Below are 18,913 nucleotides of genomic sequence, written 5' to 3' on the forward strand. Positions count from 1 at the left end.
AGAGCATCTCTCCTCCCCCATCGGGGGAGGAGAGCCGATCCTGGATCAATCCACCGACAGCATCCCCTCCAGCTTCAGGCGGAAAATCAACGTGCTGTCCGGCGGGATCTCGCCCAGGTCGCGCGAGCCGTAGGCCAGCTCCGGCGGAATGAAGAGCGTCCACTCGTCGCCGACCTTCATCAGCGGCAGGGCCTGTAGCCAGCCCTGGATCAGGCCATCGGCCGGCATGATCGCCGCCTTGCCGCGCGCGAAACTGCTATCGAACACCTGCCCGTTCAGCAGCTTGCCCTCGTAATTGACCTTGATGATGTCGCCCAGCTTCGGCGAGGGGCCGTCCTTGGGGCCCGAGGTGATGACCTTGTACTGCAGGCCCGACGGCAGGCTGACCACGCCCGGCGCCTTGGCGTTGTTGGCCAGGAAGGCCTTGCCAGCGGTCGCGGCGGCCGAGGGACCGGCGTTCAGTTGCGGCGGAGCCGAGGGCGTAACCTGGGCCTGGGCGGCGCCGGCGGCGAGAGCGGCCGTGAGGGCCAGGGAAGCAAGTAGGCGCATGGGGTCTTTCGAGGTTCGATTCCGGTGTCAGTGAGCGACACCGTAGCGATCCTTGAGCTGAACTTCGCGGCGAAAATTGGGGTACTTTCTCTTCCGACCTCCCCGGCGAATGCCGGGGCCCAGATCGAACCCACGAGCACTCAACGAGCGGACAGGTCGCGTCTCGGATCAACTCAAACCGGTCAGAATGAATCTGGGCCCCGGCATTCGCCGGGGAGATCGGGGTTTTGGCGCGCGCTCCGTCCCCCTCAAACCAACCCCCGCCGCTGCGCCTCCAGCGCCGCCTCGGCCCGCGAGCAGATGTTGAGCTTGCGGTAGATGGCCTTCACATAGCCGGCCACCGTCAGTTCGGTGACGCCCATCACCTTGGCCGCCTCGCCCGAGCGCAGGCCCCGGCCAATCAGGCGTAGAACCTCGGTCTCGCGCGGGGTCAGGGCCGCCTCGGGTTCGACCTCGGCGAGCGGCGCGGGGCGGGCGCGGAAGTAGTCGAGCATCCGGCGGGCCACGGCCGGCGACAGCGGGGTCTCGCCCGCCTCCAGCCGGCGCAGGTAACGCACTAGGTCCTCACGACCCATGTCCTTCAGGAGATAGCCGCCCGCCCCTGCCGCGATGGCGTCGAACAGATGGGCGTCGTCGGCGTAGATGGTGACCACCACCGAGCGGGTGGCGCCGCCCGAGCGTTCGGCCAGATCGCGCAGAAAGTCGACGCCGCGCCCGTCCGGCAGGGCCAGGTCCACCAGCGCCAGGTCTGGGAGGCCGTCGCCGTCGAGGAACGAGCGCGCCTCGGCGAGGTCGGCCGCACCCCGCGCGACCACGCCCGGAAACGCTTCGGACAAAGCCGCCAGCAGGTGCTCGCGGGTCTCGGTCTGGTCTTCCAGGACAAGCGCGGTTTCAGGCGAACTCATGCGACGGCGCTCACTTCAAGCGGGGCGGAAAGGCGGATGGTCAGTCCCTGGTCGACGGGCGGAATCTCGACAACGCCGCCGATCTCGCCCAGGCGACGCTCCAGATTGGCCAGGCCGCTGCGGCGACCGCCCGGCGTGTCGGGCAGGCCGACGCCGTCGTCGGCGATGGTGACGGACAGGCGCCCGTCGGCCTCGCGCACCTCGACGCTGATGCGCGCCGCGCCGGCGTGACGGATGGCGTTGGAGATCACCTCGCGCACGGCCGAGGTCAGGTTCTTGTAGACGCGGTAGGGCGCGGTGCGGTCAGGGTCGACCAGCTCGACCGGCGGCCAGTCGAGAGCGATCCCGGCCGCCTCCAGGCGCTCGGCGGTCTCGTGGCGCAGGTCGGCCAGCACCGCCTCCAGCGGCAGGTCGCGGCCCGACAGGCCCGAGACGATCGAGCGCAGGTCGCCGATGGCCCCGCGCATGGCCTCTCGGGTCTGGGAGAGGTCCTGTCGGTGCAGGCCTGACAAGAGCCGCGCCCCGACGTCGTCGTGCAGGTCGCGGGCGATGCGCAGGCGCTCCTCGACCACGCCGCGCGCATAGGCGTCGCGGCCCTGCTCGATCTGGGCCAGCAACCCCACCAGCTGGTCTGCGAGCTGGACCTGGGCCGTGCCGAAGAGGCCCCGCCCCCGGAACGGAAAGCGCAGGTCCAGCGCGCTCGATCCGGCGGCGGCGGGCAGGCCAAGGCCTACCCCCTCCTCCAGGATCTGGGCCTGCGCCCGAACCGCAGGACTGGGCGCGACCTCGAGCGGCTCGTAGACCTTGGCCAGCAGATCGCGCCAGGCCTTGGCCCGCGCCTCGACGTCGTGGACCAGCGCCACCTGGGCGACGGCGGCGAACATCTCGTGCTCTTTCAGCGTCCGCCGGCCCAGGGTCAGGCGCCACAGCAGGTCGCGGAACGGCAGATAGGCGAAGGCCACGACCAGCAGCGACACGCCCAGCGCCGTGCTAGGCGCCGCGCCGAGGGCGGTGATGAGAAGTCCGTCCAGCGCCAGAAGGGCCGCGCCGGCGCTGATATAGAACAGGATCCGGAACGCCCACTGGTCCAGCTCGAACAGGCGGTAGCGGCGCAGGCCCACGGCCATGCCGACATAGATGACGACGAAAAAGCCCAGCGAAAAGCGGGTGTCCAGAAACGGCTCGCGCCCCAGGGCGATCGGCAGGGCGACATTGCCGATGAAGGCGCCGGCGCCCAGGATCACCGACAGGCCCAGCCAGCGGGCCGCCGCCATCGCCGCGGGGTTCTTGCGGCTGGCGAAGGCCTGTACGCCGATGGCGACGATGATCAGGGCCATCTCGATCGTGGTGACCGACTGGCCGGTGCTCTCCAGCGGCGGGTTGCCGGGCAATAGCGGCGTCAGCGCCCAGACCAGAACGCAGAGCGGAACAAGCAACGCCACGGGCAGGCGCGTGACCCTCGTCGGATAGACCAGGAAGAACGCGATCATCGCCCCGCCATAGGCGACCGCGCCGATCATGTTCAGCAGGTGCCCGCCCGCCGCCATGGGCCCCGGCGCGACCAGCTCGACGCTGGCGTTGACCGCCCAGCCGAAGGTGAAGGCCAGCATCGACAGACCCGTCAGGGCGAAGAGCTGGGTGGCCAGGTCGCGCGGTCGCAGCGCCCACACCCAGCCGACGATCAGGGTGGCGATCAGGCCAAAGGCCAGATTGGCCCAGAACTCGGCCCCGAGGCGGCTCAGCGGCCGCACCCGATCGTCCAAGGTCACCACGCGCTGGGCGCCGTCGCCGCCAGCCACGCGGAGCGCCAGAGGACGCGCGGACAGCGCCTCGGCGAAGGCGGCCTGTCGACGGGTCATGTCGCGGTGGGCGCGTTCGGTCGGGGCCTCCTCAAAGGCGCCGATGTCGCGGGCGAGCAGAGGCGGCGCGGTCATGTCCGCGCCCACGCCCGCCAGGCGATCGCCAACTCTGGCCCCGGCCCGCGCCAGCGGACCGTTCGGAACGAGCTCGGCGATGACGACCGCGCCGTCCGGCCGCGCCTGGAAGCTGGCCCCCAGCCAGGGCGGGCTGATCGCCATCCACACGCCAGCCAGGGCCGTCGCCACGCACAGCAGCACGACGCCAAGCAACAGGGTGGTGGGAGACGAGACGCGCATACGATCCAAAGCTTGGGGCAGGACAAGCTTTGGGGCAACTCTCACGAAACGCCGTTAGCCGCACACCCCCCAGGATTGGGGGTTGCGTTGGGGGAAGGGCGTTCTTCCAGGCTCGTCTGGAGTGCGCCTAGAGGGACGTAGGGACGCCCCCTCCGTCACGCGGCTGCGCCGCGCGCCACCTCCCCCGCAGGCGGGGCAGGAGGGTGTTTCAAGTCCTCCTCCCCCGTAAAACGGGGGAGGTGGCGCGGCGCCGATAGGCGACGTGACGGAGGGGGCGATCAGCCAAGCGCTCCGCCTCCGATACCGCTCCCATTTTTCGCCGCCCAGGCCACTTTCAGTATTGATCTTACAAGTGGCCCACCCTCATCTGACCTCACCATGCGTCGCCTCGCCCCAGCCCTCGCCGCCCTGCTCCTGGGCCTAGTCGCCGCCTCTGCCCAGGCCGAGCCCGCCCCCCGGATCGCCAGGATCGACGGCGTCCATCGGCTGCTGGTCAACGACAAGCCGTTCCTGATCCTGGGCGGCGAGCTGGGCAATTCATCGAGCTCCGACCTGAAGGACCTGTCTGGCCACTGGGCGGTGATGAAGGCCGCCAACCTCAACACCGTGCTGGCGCCGATGACCTGGGAGCAGATCGAGCCGGTCGAGGGCCAGTTCGACTTCACGGTCCTGGACGGGATGATCCAGCAGGCCCGCGCCCACGACATGCGGCTCGTCCTGCTATGGTTCGGGGCCTGGAAGAACAGCATGTCGACCTATACGCCGGCCTGGGTGAAGCGCGACCCGGCCCGCTTCCCCTATGCCCGCACCGCCGAGGGCAAGGCGGTCGAGATCCTCAGCGCCTCCTATCCGGCCACGCGCGACGCCGACGCCAGGGCCTTCGCCGCCGTGATGGCTCACCTGAAGGCGGTCGACGGCGACAAGCGCACAGTGCTGATGGTCCAGGTCGAGAACGAGATCGGCATGCTGCCGCAGGCGCGCGACCACACCAAGGCCGCCGACGCCGACTTCAAAAAGCCCGTACCGGCCGCCGCCCTGAAGGCGCTGGGCGCCAAGACGACGGGAACCTGGGAGGAGGTGTTTGGCCCTTCACTGGCGACCGACGAGCTGTGGCAGGCCTGGACCTATGGTCGCTTTGTCGAGGCGCTGACGGCGGCGGGCAAGAAGGCTTACGACCTGCCGATGTACGTCAATGCGGCCCTGCCCCGGCCGGGCGCGGTTCCGGGCGGCTATCCCAGCGCCGGTCCCCTGCCCCACCTGATCGACCTGTGGCGGGCGGCCGCGCCGTCCTTAGACATGCTCTCGCCCGACATCTACTTCCCGGACTTCACCAAGTGGATGCCGCCGTACGATCGGCCCGACCAGCCGCTGTTCATCCCCGAGGCCGACCAGGCCGGCAAGACGCCCGCGCCCGGCAACGCCTTCTGGGCCATCGGCGAGCATGACGCGATCGGCTTCTCACCGTTCTCGATCGAGAACCTGCCGCCCGAGGGCGTGAAGACCCTGGGTGCGGCCTATCGCCTGCTTGACCAGCTGACGCCGCTGATCACCACCCACGACGGCGGCAAGACCATGCGCGGCTTCCGCGCGCCCGTGGCTTATGACGGGACGGTGGACCTGACGCCGCGCAAAGCCAGCTTCGGTCCCTGGGACTTTACGGTGACCGTCGTCGATCCCTGGACGCCCAAGGACGCTCAGGACTACGCCAGCCACGGCGGCCTGGTGATCCAGACGGGGCCAGACGAATTCATCGTCGCGGGGCGCGGGATCACCCTGACCTTCGCCACGAAGGACGGCTCGGTGGGCCTGGAGACGGTGCGCGAGCTGCGCTTCGAGAACGGCCAGTGGGTCGACGGCCGCTGGCTGAACGGCGACCAGACCCACCAGGGCCGCCACGTGCGGCTGCCGCCGACCGAGTTCGGGGTCCAGCGGGTGAGGCTTTATCGGTACAAGTGAACCCTCTCCTCCCCCATCGGGGGAGGAGACCTTGTGCAGCCCTACTCCTCCACTCCATGGGCGTAGACGCCGAGCATCGTGCCCACGAACCCACCGGCGACCTTGGTGCTGAGGCTGGTGGCGTCCGCCCCCGCCTTCAGCACCTGCCACTGGCCGGGCTTGGCCGCATAGGCGAAGTCCATGGTCCCGCCGCGCACGGCGATCTTCAGGTCCAGGCCCTGCCCCGGCTTCAGGGCGACCGGCGCCTGCGCCACCACCACGCCGTCGACCGGATCGTCCTTGCCCGCCCGCTTCTCGACCCGGACGACCGTCTGGCCGTCGGCGCGCGCCAGACCCACGAACCAGTAGAAGTCGTCGCTCTGCACGGCCACCAGGCCCGCCTTGTCGCCGTCGGCCTTGGGGTCGAAGCGGACAGTGGTGCTGACGCTGGCGTTCATGTGCTGCTGGCGGCGCGCCCAGATCGAGGGCTGCTCGTGGCCGCCCAGCTTGTCCTTGCGGGCCTCAAGGCTCAGCGCCCCGTCCTTGACGCTCCACCAGCGCGAGGTCGGAATGCGCATGGTCATCCAGTTCTTCGGCAGTTCGGGACCGGAGAACGTCTCGGCCGCCTTGAACGGACCCGACGTCGGGGCCGTCTTCAGCGCCGACAGCTTGGGCGCATCGGCGACATAGGGGATGGTCTTGCCGTTCTCCAGGATCACCGGCCAGCCGTCCTTCCACTCCACGGGAAGCAGGAAGGTCTCGCGGCCGGTGTTGTAGAGGTCATCGCCATAGGGGCGCACGGCCAGGAAGGTGGCCCACCACTTCCCGTCGGGGGTGTCGACGATGTCGGCGTGGCCCGCCGAGGTGATGGGCAGCGGCCGGTCGCGCGGCAGGTCGCGCTGGGTCAGGATCGGATTGTCCGCATACGGAATGTATGGCCCGGTTACCGACTTCGAGCGCAGGACCACCTGGCTGTGCCCCTCGGCCGTGCCGCCCTCGGCGGCGGTCAGATAGTACCAGCCATCCTTCTTCAGGATATGCGGCCCCTCGGGCCAGATCGGCTTGGCGGCGGGGTTGACGCCCTTGTCCAGCAGCACCTTGGCCGGGCCGATGGTCTTCTGGCTCTTGAGGTCATACTCGCGGATCCAGATGGCGCGGTGGCCCGAATACTCGGCCGGGCCCGGCGGCTCGTCGTTGTTGAGGATCCAGGCCCTGCCGTCATCGTCGAAGAAGATCGAGGAGTCGATGCCGCCCACGTCGGGCAGCCAGACCGGATCGGACCACGGCCCCTTGGGGTCCTTGGCGGTGATCAGGTAGTTGCCGCCGCAGTCGACGCAGGTGTTGAGGATGTAGAACGTGCCCTGGTGCTCCTGGATCGCCGGGGCGAACACCGCGCGCGACAGGCCCAGGCGCTTGAAGTCCAGCATGCCGGGGCGGTCGATGGCGTTGCCGATCTGCTCCCAATGGACGAGGTCGGTCGAGTGAAAGACCGGCAGTCCCGGGAACCAGGCGAAGGTCGAATTGACCAGATAGAAGTCCTTGCCCGCCCGCGTCACGCTGGGATCGGGATAGAAGCCCTGGACCACCGGGTTGCGGTACTGGCCAGGGCCGGCCCTGACCACGTCGGACGGGTCGGAGCCCTCGTAGACGAAGTTGCTGAACCGGGCGGTTTGGGGCGCGGCGATAGCGTTGGATGCCATAAGCGCCAGAGCCAGGGCGGTCAGGGTGGGTCTGATCATGAGCGTCTCCCTTTGATACTGAACGCCCCCTCCGTCTCGCCGCGTATCCGCGCCGAGCCACCTCCCCCGCTTGGCGGGTGAGGAAGAGCGGCTCCCCTCCTGCCCCGCTTGCGGGGGAGGTGGCGCGCGGCAAAGCCGCGTGACGGAGGGGGCGCTCCTGATCTTGCCCCTACCGCGCCGGCGCCGCGCGCAGCGCCGCGGCCACCGCTTCGCGCAGCGGCTTGGGCTGGTAGTTGTCGTCATAGAGCGTCGGGCGCTTGGGCTTCTTGTCCTCGCGGAGCCACTGACCTTGCAGCCACGAGTACTTGTCGATCATGCCCCAGGCCAGGACCTCCTTGGTCTGACGATAGCTGAGCATCTGGTCGAGGAAGGCCTTAGCGTAGGCCGCCACCGCCGCGTCGCGGGGGCCAAAGTCGTAGACGAGACCCTTGTCGTGGACGTCGAACTCGGTGATCAGCAGGTCATAGCCCATGCCGGTGACGTCGTTCAGGAACGCGGTCCATTCCTTTTCCTGCGGCTTGCCAAACCCGGTGAAGCTGTCGGCGTTCTCGGCCCCGATATGGCTCTGGACGCCCAGGGCGTCGACGGGCGTGCCGCGCTTCTTGAAGCCTTCCAGCAGCTTGAGCACGCCGTAGCGGTGCTTCTCGTTGCCGACCTCCTGGCTCATGTAGTCGTTGTAGACGAGACGCGCCTTGGGCGCGGCCTCGCGGGCGACATGGAAGGAAAGGTCCAGCACCGCTTCCTTGCCCATGGCGTCGGACAGGAAGGTCGAGCGGATCGAGCCGTCCTTGGGATCGACGGTCTCGTTGATCACGTCCCACGAGACCATCTGCGGATAGCGCTGGCACAGGGCCTGGATGTGCTCGGTCACCATCTTGGCCGCCGCCTCGGCGGGCTTGGGTCCGAAATCGTAGCCCTTCACCCAGTTCGGGAACCATTGCGGGTGGTGCCAGATCAGGGTGTGGCCGCGCAGGGCCTGGTTATTGGCCTTGGCGAATTCGGCGATGCGGTCGGCGCGCTCGAAGTCGAAGTATTGCGGCCCCCGGGCGCGCACCACGTACCACTTCAGCTCGTTCTCGGGCACCAGCACGCCGCACTCGCGGATGAGGATCTCGCGGTGCCTGGCGTCCTCGAACGGTCCGGTCTTGGCCCCGCGCGGGCCGGCCGGAACGGCGCTGCCGAACAGGATTCCCTTGGCCTGGGCGAGTTCACGCAGCGACGGCCCTTCTGCGGCGAGGGCGGGACCGGCCAGGGCCGTGGCGGCGCCGGCGGCGCCGGCGGCGAGGAGATCGCGACGGGAGAGGGTCATGACACGCGCTCCAAGAAAAACGCGCACCGCTATGAAGGACGATGCGCGTGAAAGAGTTGGCAGGAGTAACCGAGCCTCGCCGCAGACCTCCGAAACGGAAGGAAGGCGTCGACGAAACCCCTCCGCGACCCCCGACCCAGGGCGAGCGCCCCAGGCCGGGTTTCAGCGGAACTTAGAAGCTGGCGCGCACGACGAACGTGTAGCGCCGGTCGTTCATGAACCACGAGCGGCCGGTCTTCAGCAGGTCGCTGTTGAGGACCTGGGTGGCGCGCGTGGTTTCGTTCAGCAGGTTCACGCCCTGGACACCGACCTTCATCTTGTCGTTGACCGTGTAGAAGAACGAACCATCCAGCTGACCGGTCGCCTCGTTCATGATCGGCGCGTACGGCACGATCACGTCGCGGACGGTGAGCAGGAAGTCCGAGCGCCAGCTGTAGGCCAGACGCGCCGAGATCTTGTTCTTCTCGTAGATGACCGCGAGGTTGGCGTTGTACTTCGACAGGCCCTGCAGCGGCAGCTTGCTGGTGTCGACCGTGGTCACACGGCCGGCGCCGACGTCGGGGTCGGTCGCCGACAGGGTGTTCTGCGGCACGCCCTTGCTGTCGATGTAGCTGAAGTTGGCGTTGACGCCGAGACCGTCGAAGGGCGCAGGCAGGAAGTCATAGAACTGCTGGTAGCCGACTTCGAAGCCCTTGATCTTGCCCGTCTGATCCGAGTTGCCGGGCGTCGTCACCAGGGCGCTGAACGTGGCGCCGTTGTTGGTGAACGGCAGGCGCACGGTCGTGTTGGCCGCGACGTCGTTCAGTTCCTTGTAGAACAGAGCCAACGTCAGCGAGCCGACCGGCGCGAAGTACCATTCGACCGAGGCGTCGATGTTCTTGGCCGTCGTCGGCTTCAGGTAGGGGTTGCCGACCGTGACGTTGCCGGTGGGCTGGCCGTTGATGATGCCGTCGTTGTTCGTGTTCAGCGCGAGGTTGTAGTAGTTGCGCGTCAGGCCGATGTCCGGCGGCGTCATGGTCTTGGACAGACCCACGCGATACTGCAGGCCGTTCGGCGCCATGACCCTCAGGTTGAAGCTGGGCAGCCAGTATTCGAACGAGGTCTTGACCGAGCTCGGCACCGTGGCGCCGTTTTGCCAGGCCCGAGCCGCAGCCCGCACTTGCGGCGTCAGACCGCAGAACGACGAGGGCACGAAGGGATCCTTCGGCGCGGGGCGGGCCTGCCATTCGACGAAAGCCGCATCGCAGGCTGCATCGGTAGACAGGCCCGTGGCGGTCGGGAAGGCCAGGAAGCCGTCCGACTGACGAGTCGTCTTGGTGTAGCGCAGGCCGAAGTTGCCGCTGATCTGCAGATCGCCGCTCTCGCCCTTGAACCGGCTCATCAGGTAAGCCGACTTGGTGACCTCGTTGACGGGGTTGATTTCCTGCGGGCGGAACGGCGTTCCGGCGATCACGCCGCAGCGCTGCGCCGAAGGCACCCAGTTCTGCGGGCAGCCGCCGGCGAGGCGGGCGCGCCACTCGTCGCCGATCGACAGGGCGAACTGAGAGACCGCATCGTAGTTGTCGACGGTGTTCTGGGTGTAGAACAGACGCCCGTCGCCGACCGGCGAGGCGATCTTGCCGCGCATGAAGTTGTCGAAGCCGTAGAGCTCGACCTGACCCACGCTGGTCGAACCGCCGGCCGTCGCCGGGTTGCCGTTGATCGGATCATCGAACCAGACCGGGCCGCCTTCGCCCCAGATTTCGCTGAGCACGCCCCAGTTATAGGACGAGAAGCGGGTCGTCTGGTCACGCTCGGACCAGCGGACGCCGGCCTTCACCGAGTCCAGCCACGTGTCGTTGTGGAACTTGTACTCGACGTCGATCTTGGCGGCGTCTTCGGTGCCGTCCGACTGCTCGAAGTGGTCCATCGCCGAGCGCCAGAAGCTGTTGTAGGCGGCCGCGAGGTTGCTGTTGGCGCCACGGGCATAGGACGGGCAGGTGTTGTCGAACGGCGCGCAGTTGGACGCCGTCACGCCGTTGCCGGGCGTGGTGAAGTTGACGGTCGGCAGCTTGTTGCCGTTCAGCGTGATCGCGGCGTTCTGGAAGCTGGAGCCCCAGATGCCCATGCTTATCGCGTCGACCTTGGAGTCGACGTGCTGCGCGTCGAACTGGACACCCCAGTGCTCGTTCGGCGTCCACTTGAAGTTGAAGCCGTAGTCGGTGGTCCGGTTGGTGTTGTTCTCGTCGCGGCGGATGTTGTTCGACTGCAGGCCGTCGATCGGCGTGCGCGGATCGGACGAGAACTGGTCGGAACGCCAGCCGGTCGTGCCGGTGATGACGCCGTTGGTGAACACGCCGTCTTCGTCGAAGCTGAACGTCGTGCCAGCCGCCGGACGCGAGTCACCGTTGCCAGCGACGTTGTCAGTGGCGATTTCGATGGCGCGCTCGGTCCACTTGGTCCGCGACTTGGAGTTCAGGTACTGGAACGCGGCCTGCATCGTGCCGTCGTTGTTCTTCCACTGCAGGGCGAAGGCCTGGCCTTCACGCTTGCGGTCGTTCTCGGTCGAGCGCATCGCCGCGCCGCGCGGGAACCACACGCCCTTCGTGCCATTGCCGCAGTCCGAGACGGCCTGGCCCAGATTGGTCCGGCAGCCGAAGTTCGAGATCTGGATGGCGTCGTTGCGGCTGGACAGCTCGGAGTTCACGAAGCTGGCCAGAACGCCGACCTGGCCGATGCTGGTGTCGAAGCGGTCGCTGTAGAGGAACGAGTAGGTCGGGTTCCACGACTTGACGAGGTCGCCGTAGCTGGCCTCCGCCGAGAGCGAGAGGATGCGCTTGTTGCTGTCGAACGGCAGGCGGGTGCGCAGGTTCACCGTGCCCGAGATGCCGCCCTCGATCATGTCGGCCGAGGGGCTCTTGAACACGTCGACGCCACCCATCAGCTCGGCCGGAACGTCGGCGAAGCTGAGAATGCGGCCGTTGTTGGCGGTGAAGGTGTCGCGGCCGTTCAGTTCCGAACGGATGAAGTTCAGACCGCGCACCACGACGCCCGAGCCTTCGACCGAGAAGTGGTCAGGGTCGACGCTGGCGGCGAAACGGTTGATGGCCACGCCCGGGACGCGCTGCAGCGCTTCGGTGACCGAGCGGTCCGGCAAGGCGCCGATGTCTTCAGCGGTGATCGAGTCACCGATGATTTCCGACGACTGCTTCAGCTGCTGGCTGCTCTTGAGGCTCTGCTTGATGCTGGTGACGATGACTTCGTCGACCGTCTGCGCGTCGGACTTCGCCGCCGCAGTTTGCGCCATCGCCGGCGCGCCGAACACCAGCGCGCCCAGCGCCAGCACCGAGGCTCCGTACTTCAGTCGCGTGGTGAAGGAATTTTGTCCGCACCCAGCGGACAGCCTTTTGGCCGTGCCCATTTAGTCCACCTCCCCTTTTGTTGTTGGCAGCAAGGTAGCGCTACCATTGATCATGTTACCGTGACCATTGTCGCCAGATCACACGACCGACCACGTGTCGTCAAGCGTTGTCACAAACGCCCAAGTCGTTTAGCCATAAGGAATGGGAACGTTACCATTTGAGGTAGCAGCACTGTCGCCACACGGGCGCGGCCGCGACATCCTCAAGTCCTGGTCACCTCCCCATTCGTGGCCCGACCCCTTCGAGGTTTGACCACGCAACGTCCGGATTCTGATTGTCCGGTGACGAGAACGATGACAACGAAAGACAGCGTTGTCAATTTACGAATGAGCGGAGGCGATCTGAAGTCGCCCCGGCGGAGGGGGGGAAGCATGACGAGGACCCACGCGGTCGGGCCATCGGCGGACCGCGCCCCAGTTGGGGGGCAACCCTTTTCCAACCGCGCCGCACGGTCCTAAGGTCGCGGCATGGATCCCATTCGCAAGATCGTCATCGTCGGCGGCGGCACAGCCGGCTGGATCAGCGCCTCGGGCCTCGCGGCGGTTCTGAAGGGCCTGCCGATCGCGATCGAACTGGTCGAGTCGGCCGAGATCGGCACGGTCGGCGTCGGCGAGGCCACCGTCCCGCATATCCGCTACTTCAACGCCCGGCTCGGCCTCGACGAGGCCGACTTCATGCGCAAAACCCAGGCGACCATCAAGCTGGGCATCGAGTTCCGGAACTGGGGCCGCCTGGGCGAGGGCTACATTCACCCCTTCGGCGCCTATGGCCACGCGATCGACGGCCTGCCCTTCCACCAGCATTGGCTGGCGGCCAGGGCGCGCGGCGAGGCAGGTCCGATCGAAGCCTACAGCCTGCCGATCATCGCCAGCCGCGGCGGCAAATTCGCCCCGCCGTCATCCGATCCGCGCTCGCTGGGCTCAACCTTCAACTACGCCTACCAGTTCGACGCCAGCCTCTACGCCCAGTACCTGCGGGCCTATTCCGAGGCGCGGGGCGTCGTCCGCACCGAGGGCAAGATCACCAGCGTCCAGCAGCGCCCGACGGACGGCTTCGTCACCAGCGTCACCCTGGAGGACGGCCGGGTCGTCGAGGGCGACCTCTTCATCGACTGCTCGGGATTCAGGGGCCTTTTGATCGAAGGCGCCCTGCAGGCCGGCTACGAAGACTGGACCCAATGGCTGCCGTGCGACCGCGCCGTCGCCGCCCCCTGCGAGGCGGTCGAGCCGCCCACGCCCTATACCCGCGCCACAGCCGACAAGTTCGGTTGGCGCTGGCGCATCCCGCTGCAGCACCGGGTGGGCAACGGCCACGTCTATTGCTCCAGCTATGTCAGCGACGACGAGGCCGCCCGCATCCTGGTCGAGAACCTGGACGGCAAGCTGCAGCAGGACCCGCGCTTCCTGCGGTTCGTCACCGGCCGCCGCAAGAAGCAGTGGTTCAAGAACGTCGTGGCGGTGGGCCTGTCGTCAGGCTTCCTGGAACCGCTGGAAAGCACCTCGATCCACCTGATCCAGGTGGCGGTCACCACCCTTTTGGAACTGTTCCCGCATCGCGGCTTCGAGCAGGCCGACGAGGACGAGTACAACCGGGTGATGGACCTGGAGTTCGAGCGGATCCGCGACTTCCTGGTGCTGCACTACCACGCCAACCAGCGCGACGACTCGCCGTTCTGGATCGAGCGGCGCGAGGGTCCGATCCCCGACAGCCTGGCCTACAAGATGGCTCTGTTCCGCGAGCGCGGCGCGGTCGTCGGCTACAAGGACGGCTTCTTCCTCGAGCCCTCGTGGCTGGCGGTCTATTTCGGCCAGAACATCATGCCGACCGGCCATGACCCGCTGGTCGCGGCCAGCGATCCGGCTCGGACGGCGAAGATCATGTCCGACCTCGCCGCGGCCGTGACCCGCACCGTCGACGCCATGCCGAGCCACGAGTCGTTCCTGCGCGCGATGGCGCAGACGAGGACGCCGGCATGAGGCGGGTTCTGATCATCGGCGCGGGCGTAGACGCCTGGATGACGGCCGCCGGTCTCGCCACGGCGACCAAGGGTCTGGCCGAGGTGCTGGTGGCCGAGACCGCCCCGCCGCCGTCCGGCCGGATCGCCGCCCTGCCCTCGCTGCAAGGCCTGCATGCACGGCTCGGGATCAACGAGCCGCCCCTGGCCCAGGCGGCCCAAGCCCGGCCACGCCTGGGCGCCCGCTACAATGACGGGATCGAGCCCTTCGGCGAGACCGGCGTCGGCATAGACGGCGTGGCCTTCCATCACTACTGGCTGGCCGCCGGACGTCCGGGCCCGCTCAGCGATTGGAGCCTGGCCGCCCAGGCCGCCGCGCGCGGCCGCTTCGCTCCCCCCAGCCCCGACCCGCGCTCGCCGCTGTCAACCCTGAGCCATGGCCTGAGCCTGGACGCGGCGGGCTATGCCGATCTCCTCAAGCGCGTCGCCCTTGCGGCGGGCGCACAGGTCGTGGACGGCCGCCCCGACGCCGATCTCAAGGTGGACGCCTCGGGCGCAGACACGCTGCTGGTCGCGCACGAACCGTGGAGCGACTGGAGCGCCTGGCTGCCGAACGGCGTCGACCTCGCCGAGGACGGCCTAGTCTCCACGTTCGCGCCCGCGCCGGCCCGGACCGGCCGGATCGCCCAGGCCATGACCGGCGACACCGTGGCGGTCGGAACCGCCTATGGCGTCATCGGCGCCGGCGACGGCGGCGACCTGCATTTGCTGCAAGGCGACGTCTCGCGCTTGATCGCCCTGTTCCCCACAGGTCCCGCCGCCATCGCCGAGTACAACCGCCTGGCCGAGTCCGCCCTGGAGCGCGCCCGCGACATGGCCATCCTGCGATGGGGCGACCTCTCGAACCCGCCAGAAACCCTGGCCCGCAAGATCGAGCAGTTCGAAAGCCGCGGCCGCGTGGTCACCTATGACGACGAGGCCTGGCCCGAGAGCGCCTGGATCCACGCCTTCCTGGCGCGGGGGATCACGCCCAGGCGCTGGGATCCGCTGGCCGACCGCGTCCCGCCCGAGCGGATCCGCGACATGCTGAGCCGGATGAAGGCTATGCTGGAACAGACGGCGGAGGCGATGCCGCGTGCTTGAGCGCCCCCTCCGTCTCGTCGCTGCGCGCCGATCCACCTCCCCCGTTGCACGGGGGAGGACGCCCATCCTCCTCACCTGCGAAGCGGGGGAGGTGGCGGGACGCGGATACGCGTCACGACGGAGGGGGCGCTATGCCGCCAAGCATCACATGAGCCCAGCCCCATGACCCCCGCCCCTATCCGCAGCGTCCTGATCGTCGGCGGCGGCACGGCCGGCTGGATGACGGCGGCCGCCCTGGCCAAGGCCTTGCCCAAGACCACCGCCGTCACCCTGGTGGAGTCCGAGCAGATCGGCACAGTCGGCGTGGGCGAGGCGACGATCCCGCCGATCAACACCTTCAACCAGATCCTGGGCCTGGACGAGGCCGCGTTCATGCGGGCCACCAAGGCCAGCTTCAAACTGGCCATCGAGTTCGTCGACTGGATGGGCCCGGGCCACCGCTACCTGCATCCGTTCGGGTCCTTCGGCCTGGATATCGAGGCGGTGAAGTTCCACCAGGTCTGGCTTCGCGCCCACCATGAGGGCTGGGCCCCGCCGATCGACGCCTTCAACCTGTCGGCCCAGGCCGCGCATCTGAACCGCTTCGCCCCGCCGTCCAAGGACCCGGGCCAGGTGCTGTCGAGCCTGAAATACGCCTTCCACTTCGACGCGGGCCTCTACGCCAAGTTCCTGCGCGATTACGCCGAGCCGCGCGGCGTGACGCGCGTCGAGGGCAAGATCGCCAGCGTCCAGCAGCAGGGCGAGACCGGCTTCGTCACCGGCGTCACGCTGGAGGATGGCCGCACGCTGGAGGCCGACCTCTTCGTCGACTGCTCGGGCTTTAGAGGCCTGTTGATCGAGCAGACGCTGAAGGCCGGCTATGACGACTGGAGTCACTGGCTGCCCAATGACCGGGCCGTGGCCATGCCCTGCGTCACCGGCGGTGATGGCCTGACCCCCTACACCCGCGCCACGGCCGATGCGGCCGGCTGGCGCTGGCGCATCCCGCTGCAGCACCGCACGGGCAACGGCTATGTCTATTCCAGCCGCGACATCAGCGACGAGGACGCGGTGGCCCGCCTCCGCGCCACCCTGGACGGCGAGCCGCTGGCCGAGCCCAATTTCCTGCGGTTCCAGGCTGGGCGCCGCAAGGCCGCCTGGGTCAAGAACGTAGTCGCCATCGGCCTGTCGTCGGGCTTCCTGGAGCCGCTGGAAAGCACCTCGATCCACCTGATCCAGGCCGGGATCACCAAGCTGCTGGCCCTGTTCCCCGACCGGCGCTTCGATCCGGTGGAGATCGCCGAGTACAACCGCCTGACCGCCCTGCAGGTCGAGCTGATCCGCGACTTCATCATCCTGCACTTCAAGGCCAACGCCCGCAGCGAGCCCTATTGGGTGCGCGCCCGCGAGATGGACATTCCCGAGAGCCTGCAGCGCAAGATCGACCTCTTCGCCGCCTCAGGCCGGCTGTTCCCGTCGGACCTGGATCTCTTCGCCGAGCCCAGCTGGATCGCCGTGCTGCTGGGCCAGGGGATCATGCCACGCCGCCATGACCCGCTGGTCGACGGCTTCGATGACGCCTTCCTGAAGTCCCAGCTGTCGCGGCTGGCCGGCCTGATCCGCCAGACGGCGGAGGCCCTGCCAACCCACGACCAGTTCATCGCCCGCTACTGCGCCGCGTCCCACGCGTCTCGCCCCGAGTTCAAAGCATGACCCAAGACCACCGCCTGCGCCGCGTCGTCATTGTCGGCGGCGGCACCGCCGGCTGGATGACCGCCGCCGCCCTCGGCCGCTTCCTGAAGGACGGCTACACCAAGGTCACGCTGGTCGAATCCGAGGCCATCGGCACGGTGGGCGTGGGCGAGTCGACCATCCCGCAGATCAACATCTTCAACCGGATGCTGGGCCTGGACGAGAACGACTTCGTCCGGAAGACCAAGGCGACCTTCAAGCTGGGCATCGACTTCGTCGACTGGAAGGAGATCGGCCACAGCTACCATCACCCGTTCGGCCCCTATGGCGTCGACATGGAGGGGGTGTCGTTCCACGCCTATTGGCTGAAGGCCCGGGCGATGGGCCTGGACGATGATCTGGGCGCCTACAGCCTGCAGACAGTGGGCGCCCGGCAGAGCAAGTTCATGCGCCCCAACGGCCAGGCCAACTCGCCACTGGGCCAGATCGCCTACGCCTTCCAGTTCGATGCGGGGCTCTACGCCAAGTTCCTGCGCGAGTATTCCGAGGCGCGCGGCGTCATCCGACAGGAAGGCAAGATCGCCTCGGTCCAGCAGAACGCCCAGAGCGGCCACGTCACCTCGGTCACGCTGGAGAGCGGCCAGGTGGTCGAGGGCGACCTCTTCATCGACTGCTCGGGGTTCCGGGGCCTGCTGATCGAGCAGACCCTGAAGACCGGCTATGAGGACTGGTCGCAGTGGCTGCTGAACGACCGCGCCGTGGCCATGCCCTGCACGCTGGGCGGCTCGATGGCCCCGGTGACGCGAGCCACCGCCCGGCCGCACGGCTGGCAGTGGCGCATCCCGCTGCAGCATCGCCTGGGCAACGGCTACGCCTATTCCAGCCAGCATGTCAGCGACGACGAGGCCCTGGCCGACCTCTTGAGCCAGCTCGACGGCGAGCCCCTGGCCGACCCGAACCTGATCCGCTTCACCCCCGGCCGCCGCAAGAAGAGCTGGAACGGCAATGTCGTGGCCATCGGCCTGTCGGCGGGCTTCATGGAGCCGCTGGAAAGCCAGTCGATCTACCTGATCCAGGTGGGCATCTCGCGCCTCCTGGCCCACTTCCCCGACCGCCATTTCCGGCAGGCCGACATCGACCGCTACAACCGGACCATGACGTTCGAGTACGAGAAGATCCGCGACTTCATCATCCTGCACTTCAAGGCTACGGCGCGCAGCGACACCCCCTATTGGGACTATCTGCGCGAGATGCCGATCCCGGACTATCTGGCCGACAAGATCGAGCTCTTCAAAGGCTCGGGCCGGGTGTTCCGCGAGAACGAGGAGCTGTTCAACGACACCTCGTGGTTCGCGGTGTTCATCGGCCAGGGGATCTATCCCGAAGGCTACGACCCGATGGCCGACTGCATGGACGAGAGCCTGTTCAAGGCCCGCATGGCCGAGATCAAGTCGGTCATCGCCCGCTCAGCCGAGGTGATGCCGGGGCATATGGACTTCATCCGGGAGAACTGTGCGGCGGAGGGGTGAGCGGGGCGACGCCCCCTCCGTCTCGTCGCTACGCGCCGATCCACCTCCCCCGCTTTGCGGGTGAGGAGAAAGCGGCTCCTCCTGCCCCGCTTGCGGGGGAGGTGGCGCGCGGCAAAGCCGCGTGACGGAGGGGGCGCTTTGAGTCATTCTCAACCTATGCGATCAACAAGTCGAACCCACACGCGCGCCAAGTCCCTTCGGCGCGCCCTCACGCCGCCGGAAGTCATGCTCTGGGTTCGGCTCCGCACACGCGAGCCCGGCGCGCCCCGCATCCGCCGCCAACACCCCATCGGCCCCTACATCGCGGACTTTTACTGCGCCGAAGCCCGGCTTGTGATCGAGATCGACGGATGGGGCCACAACATGGGCGCTCAGCCGCTTCACGACGCGCGCCGGGATGCGTGGCTGGCGGAGCAGGGTGTCTGCGTACTGCGGTACCCGGCAGACGAGGTGTTTCGCGATCCGACGGCTATTGCTGATGGCGTTTGGGACACCTGCGTTGAGCGTATCAAAGCCCGGAGGTCCCAAAGCGCCCCCTCCGTCTCGCCGCCTGACGGCGTCGAGCCACCTCCCCCGCAAGCGGGGCAGGAGGGTGATTAGTTCCTCCTCACCCGTGAAACGG

The 18,913-nt window shown here is 67.9% G+C and carries 12 protein-coding genes; 6 read left to right on the forward strand and 6 right to left on the reverse strand.

Annotated elements, in window-relative coordinates; all coding sequences use genetic code 11:
- Positions 1-45: 45 nt before the first annotated feature.
- The 3 genes from ACT53N_RS08555 to ACT53N_RS08565 form a co-directional block, all read right to left on the reverse strand.
- Positions 46-549, reverse strand: coding sequence for an FKBP-type peptidyl-prolyl cis-trans isomerase (locus ACT53N_RS08555; protein ID WP_476063506.1), 504 nt, complete (start codon positions 547-549; stop codon positions 46-48).
- A 248-nt stretch (positions 550-797) separates the two neighbouring features.
- Positions 798-1,454, reverse strand: coding sequence for a response regulator (locus ACT53N_RS08560; RefSeq protein WP_476063507.1), 657 nt, complete (start codon positions 1,452-1,454; stop codon positions 798-800).
- The gene (locus tag ACT53N_RS08565; protein WP_476063508.1) at positions 1,451-3,610 is read right to left on the reverse strand and encodes an ATP-binding protein; all 2,160 of its coding nucleotides are present in this window, start codon (positions 3,608-3,610) and stop codon (positions 1,451-1,453) included. The genes ACT53N_RS08560 and ACT53N_RS08565 overlap by 4 nt, the downstream gene beginning before the upstream one ends.
- Before the next feature lie 378 nt (positions 3,611-3,988).
- Here ACT53N_RS08565 and ACT53N_RS08570 point away from each other — a divergent pair, with 378 nt between their 5' ends.
- A complete protein-coding gene (locus ACT53N_RS08570) occupies positions 3,989-5,566 on the forward strand; it encodes a GH35 family beta-galactosidase (protein ID WP_476063509.1) in 1,578 nt (525 codons plus the stop codon).
- A 41-nt stretch (positions 5,567-5,607) separates the two neighbouring features.
- Here the strand turns inward: ACT53N_RS08570 and ACT53N_RS08575 are convergent, their stop codons facing one another.
- The 3 genes from ACT53N_RS08575 to ACT53N_RS08585 form a co-directional block, all read right to left on the reverse strand.
- Positions 5,608-7,284 carry a glycoside hydrolase family 43 protein gene (locus ACT53N_RS08575; protein ID WP_476063510.1) on the reverse strand — a complete coding sequence of 559 codons (1,677 nt, stop codon included), beginning with the start codon at positions 7,282-7,284 and terminating at the stop codon, positions 5,608-5,610.
- 169 nt (positions 7,285-7,453) lie between these two features.
- Positions 7,454-8,620 (reverse strand): endo-1,4-beta-xylanase, encoded by a 1,167-nt coding sequence (locus ACT53N_RS08580; protein WP_476063511.1) that lies wholly within the window; start codon positions 8,618-8,620, stop codon positions 7,454-7,456.
- 145 nt (positions 8,621-8,765) lie between these two features.
- Positions 8,766-11,993 carry a TonB-dependent receptor gene (locus ACT53N_RS08585; protein WP_476063512.1) on the reverse strand — a complete coding sequence of 1,076 codons (3,228 nt, stop codon included), beginning with the start codon at positions 11,991-11,993 and terminating at the stop codon, positions 8,766-8,768.
- 468 nt (positions 11,994-12,461) lie between these two features.
- Between ACT53N_RS08585 and ACT53N_RS08590 the strand changes: the two genes are divergently transcribed.
- The 5 genes from ACT53N_RS08590 (at position 12,462) to ACT53N_RS08610 (ending at position 18,891) form a co-directional block, all read left to right on the forward strand.
- On the forward strand, positions 12,462-13,970 hold the full coding sequence (locus ACT53N_RS08590) for a tryptophan halogenase family protein (protein WP_476063513.1): 1,509 nt from the start codon (positions 12,462-12,464) through the stop codon (positions 13,968-13,970).
- Positions 13,967-15,091 (forward strand): tryptophan halogenase family protein, encoded by a 1,125-nt coding sequence (locus ACT53N_RS08595; protein WP_476063514.1) that lies wholly within the window; start codon positions 13,967-13,969, stop codon positions 15,089-15,091. The genes ACT53N_RS08590 and ACT53N_RS08595 overlap by 4 nt, the downstream gene beginning before the upstream one ends.
- A gap of 162 nt (positions 15,092-15,253) precedes the next feature.
- On the forward strand, positions 15,254-16,783 hold the full coding sequence (locus ACT53N_RS08600) for a tryptophan halogenase family protein (protein WP_476063515.1): 1,530 nt from the start codon (positions 15,254-15,256) through the stop codon (positions 16,781-16,783).
- On the forward strand, positions 16,780-18,291 hold the full coding sequence (locus ACT53N_RS08605; RefSeq protein ID WP_476063516.1) for a tryptophan halogenase family protein: 1,512 nt from the start codon (positions 16,780-16,782) through the stop codon (positions 18,289-18,291). The genes ACT53N_RS08600 and ACT53N_RS08605 overlap by 4 nt, the downstream gene beginning before the upstream one ends.
- Positions 18,292-18,447: 156 nt before the next feature.
- Positions 18,448-18,891 (forward strand): endonuclease domain-containing protein, encoded by a 444-nt coding sequence (locus ACT53N_RS08610; protein WP_476063517.1) that lies wholly within the window; start codon positions 18,448-18,450, stop codon positions 18,889-18,891.
- The last annotated feature ends 22 nt before the right edge of the window (positions 18,892-18,913 follow it).

It is taken from the genome of Caulobacter sp. DMC95 (assembly GCF_056313785.1).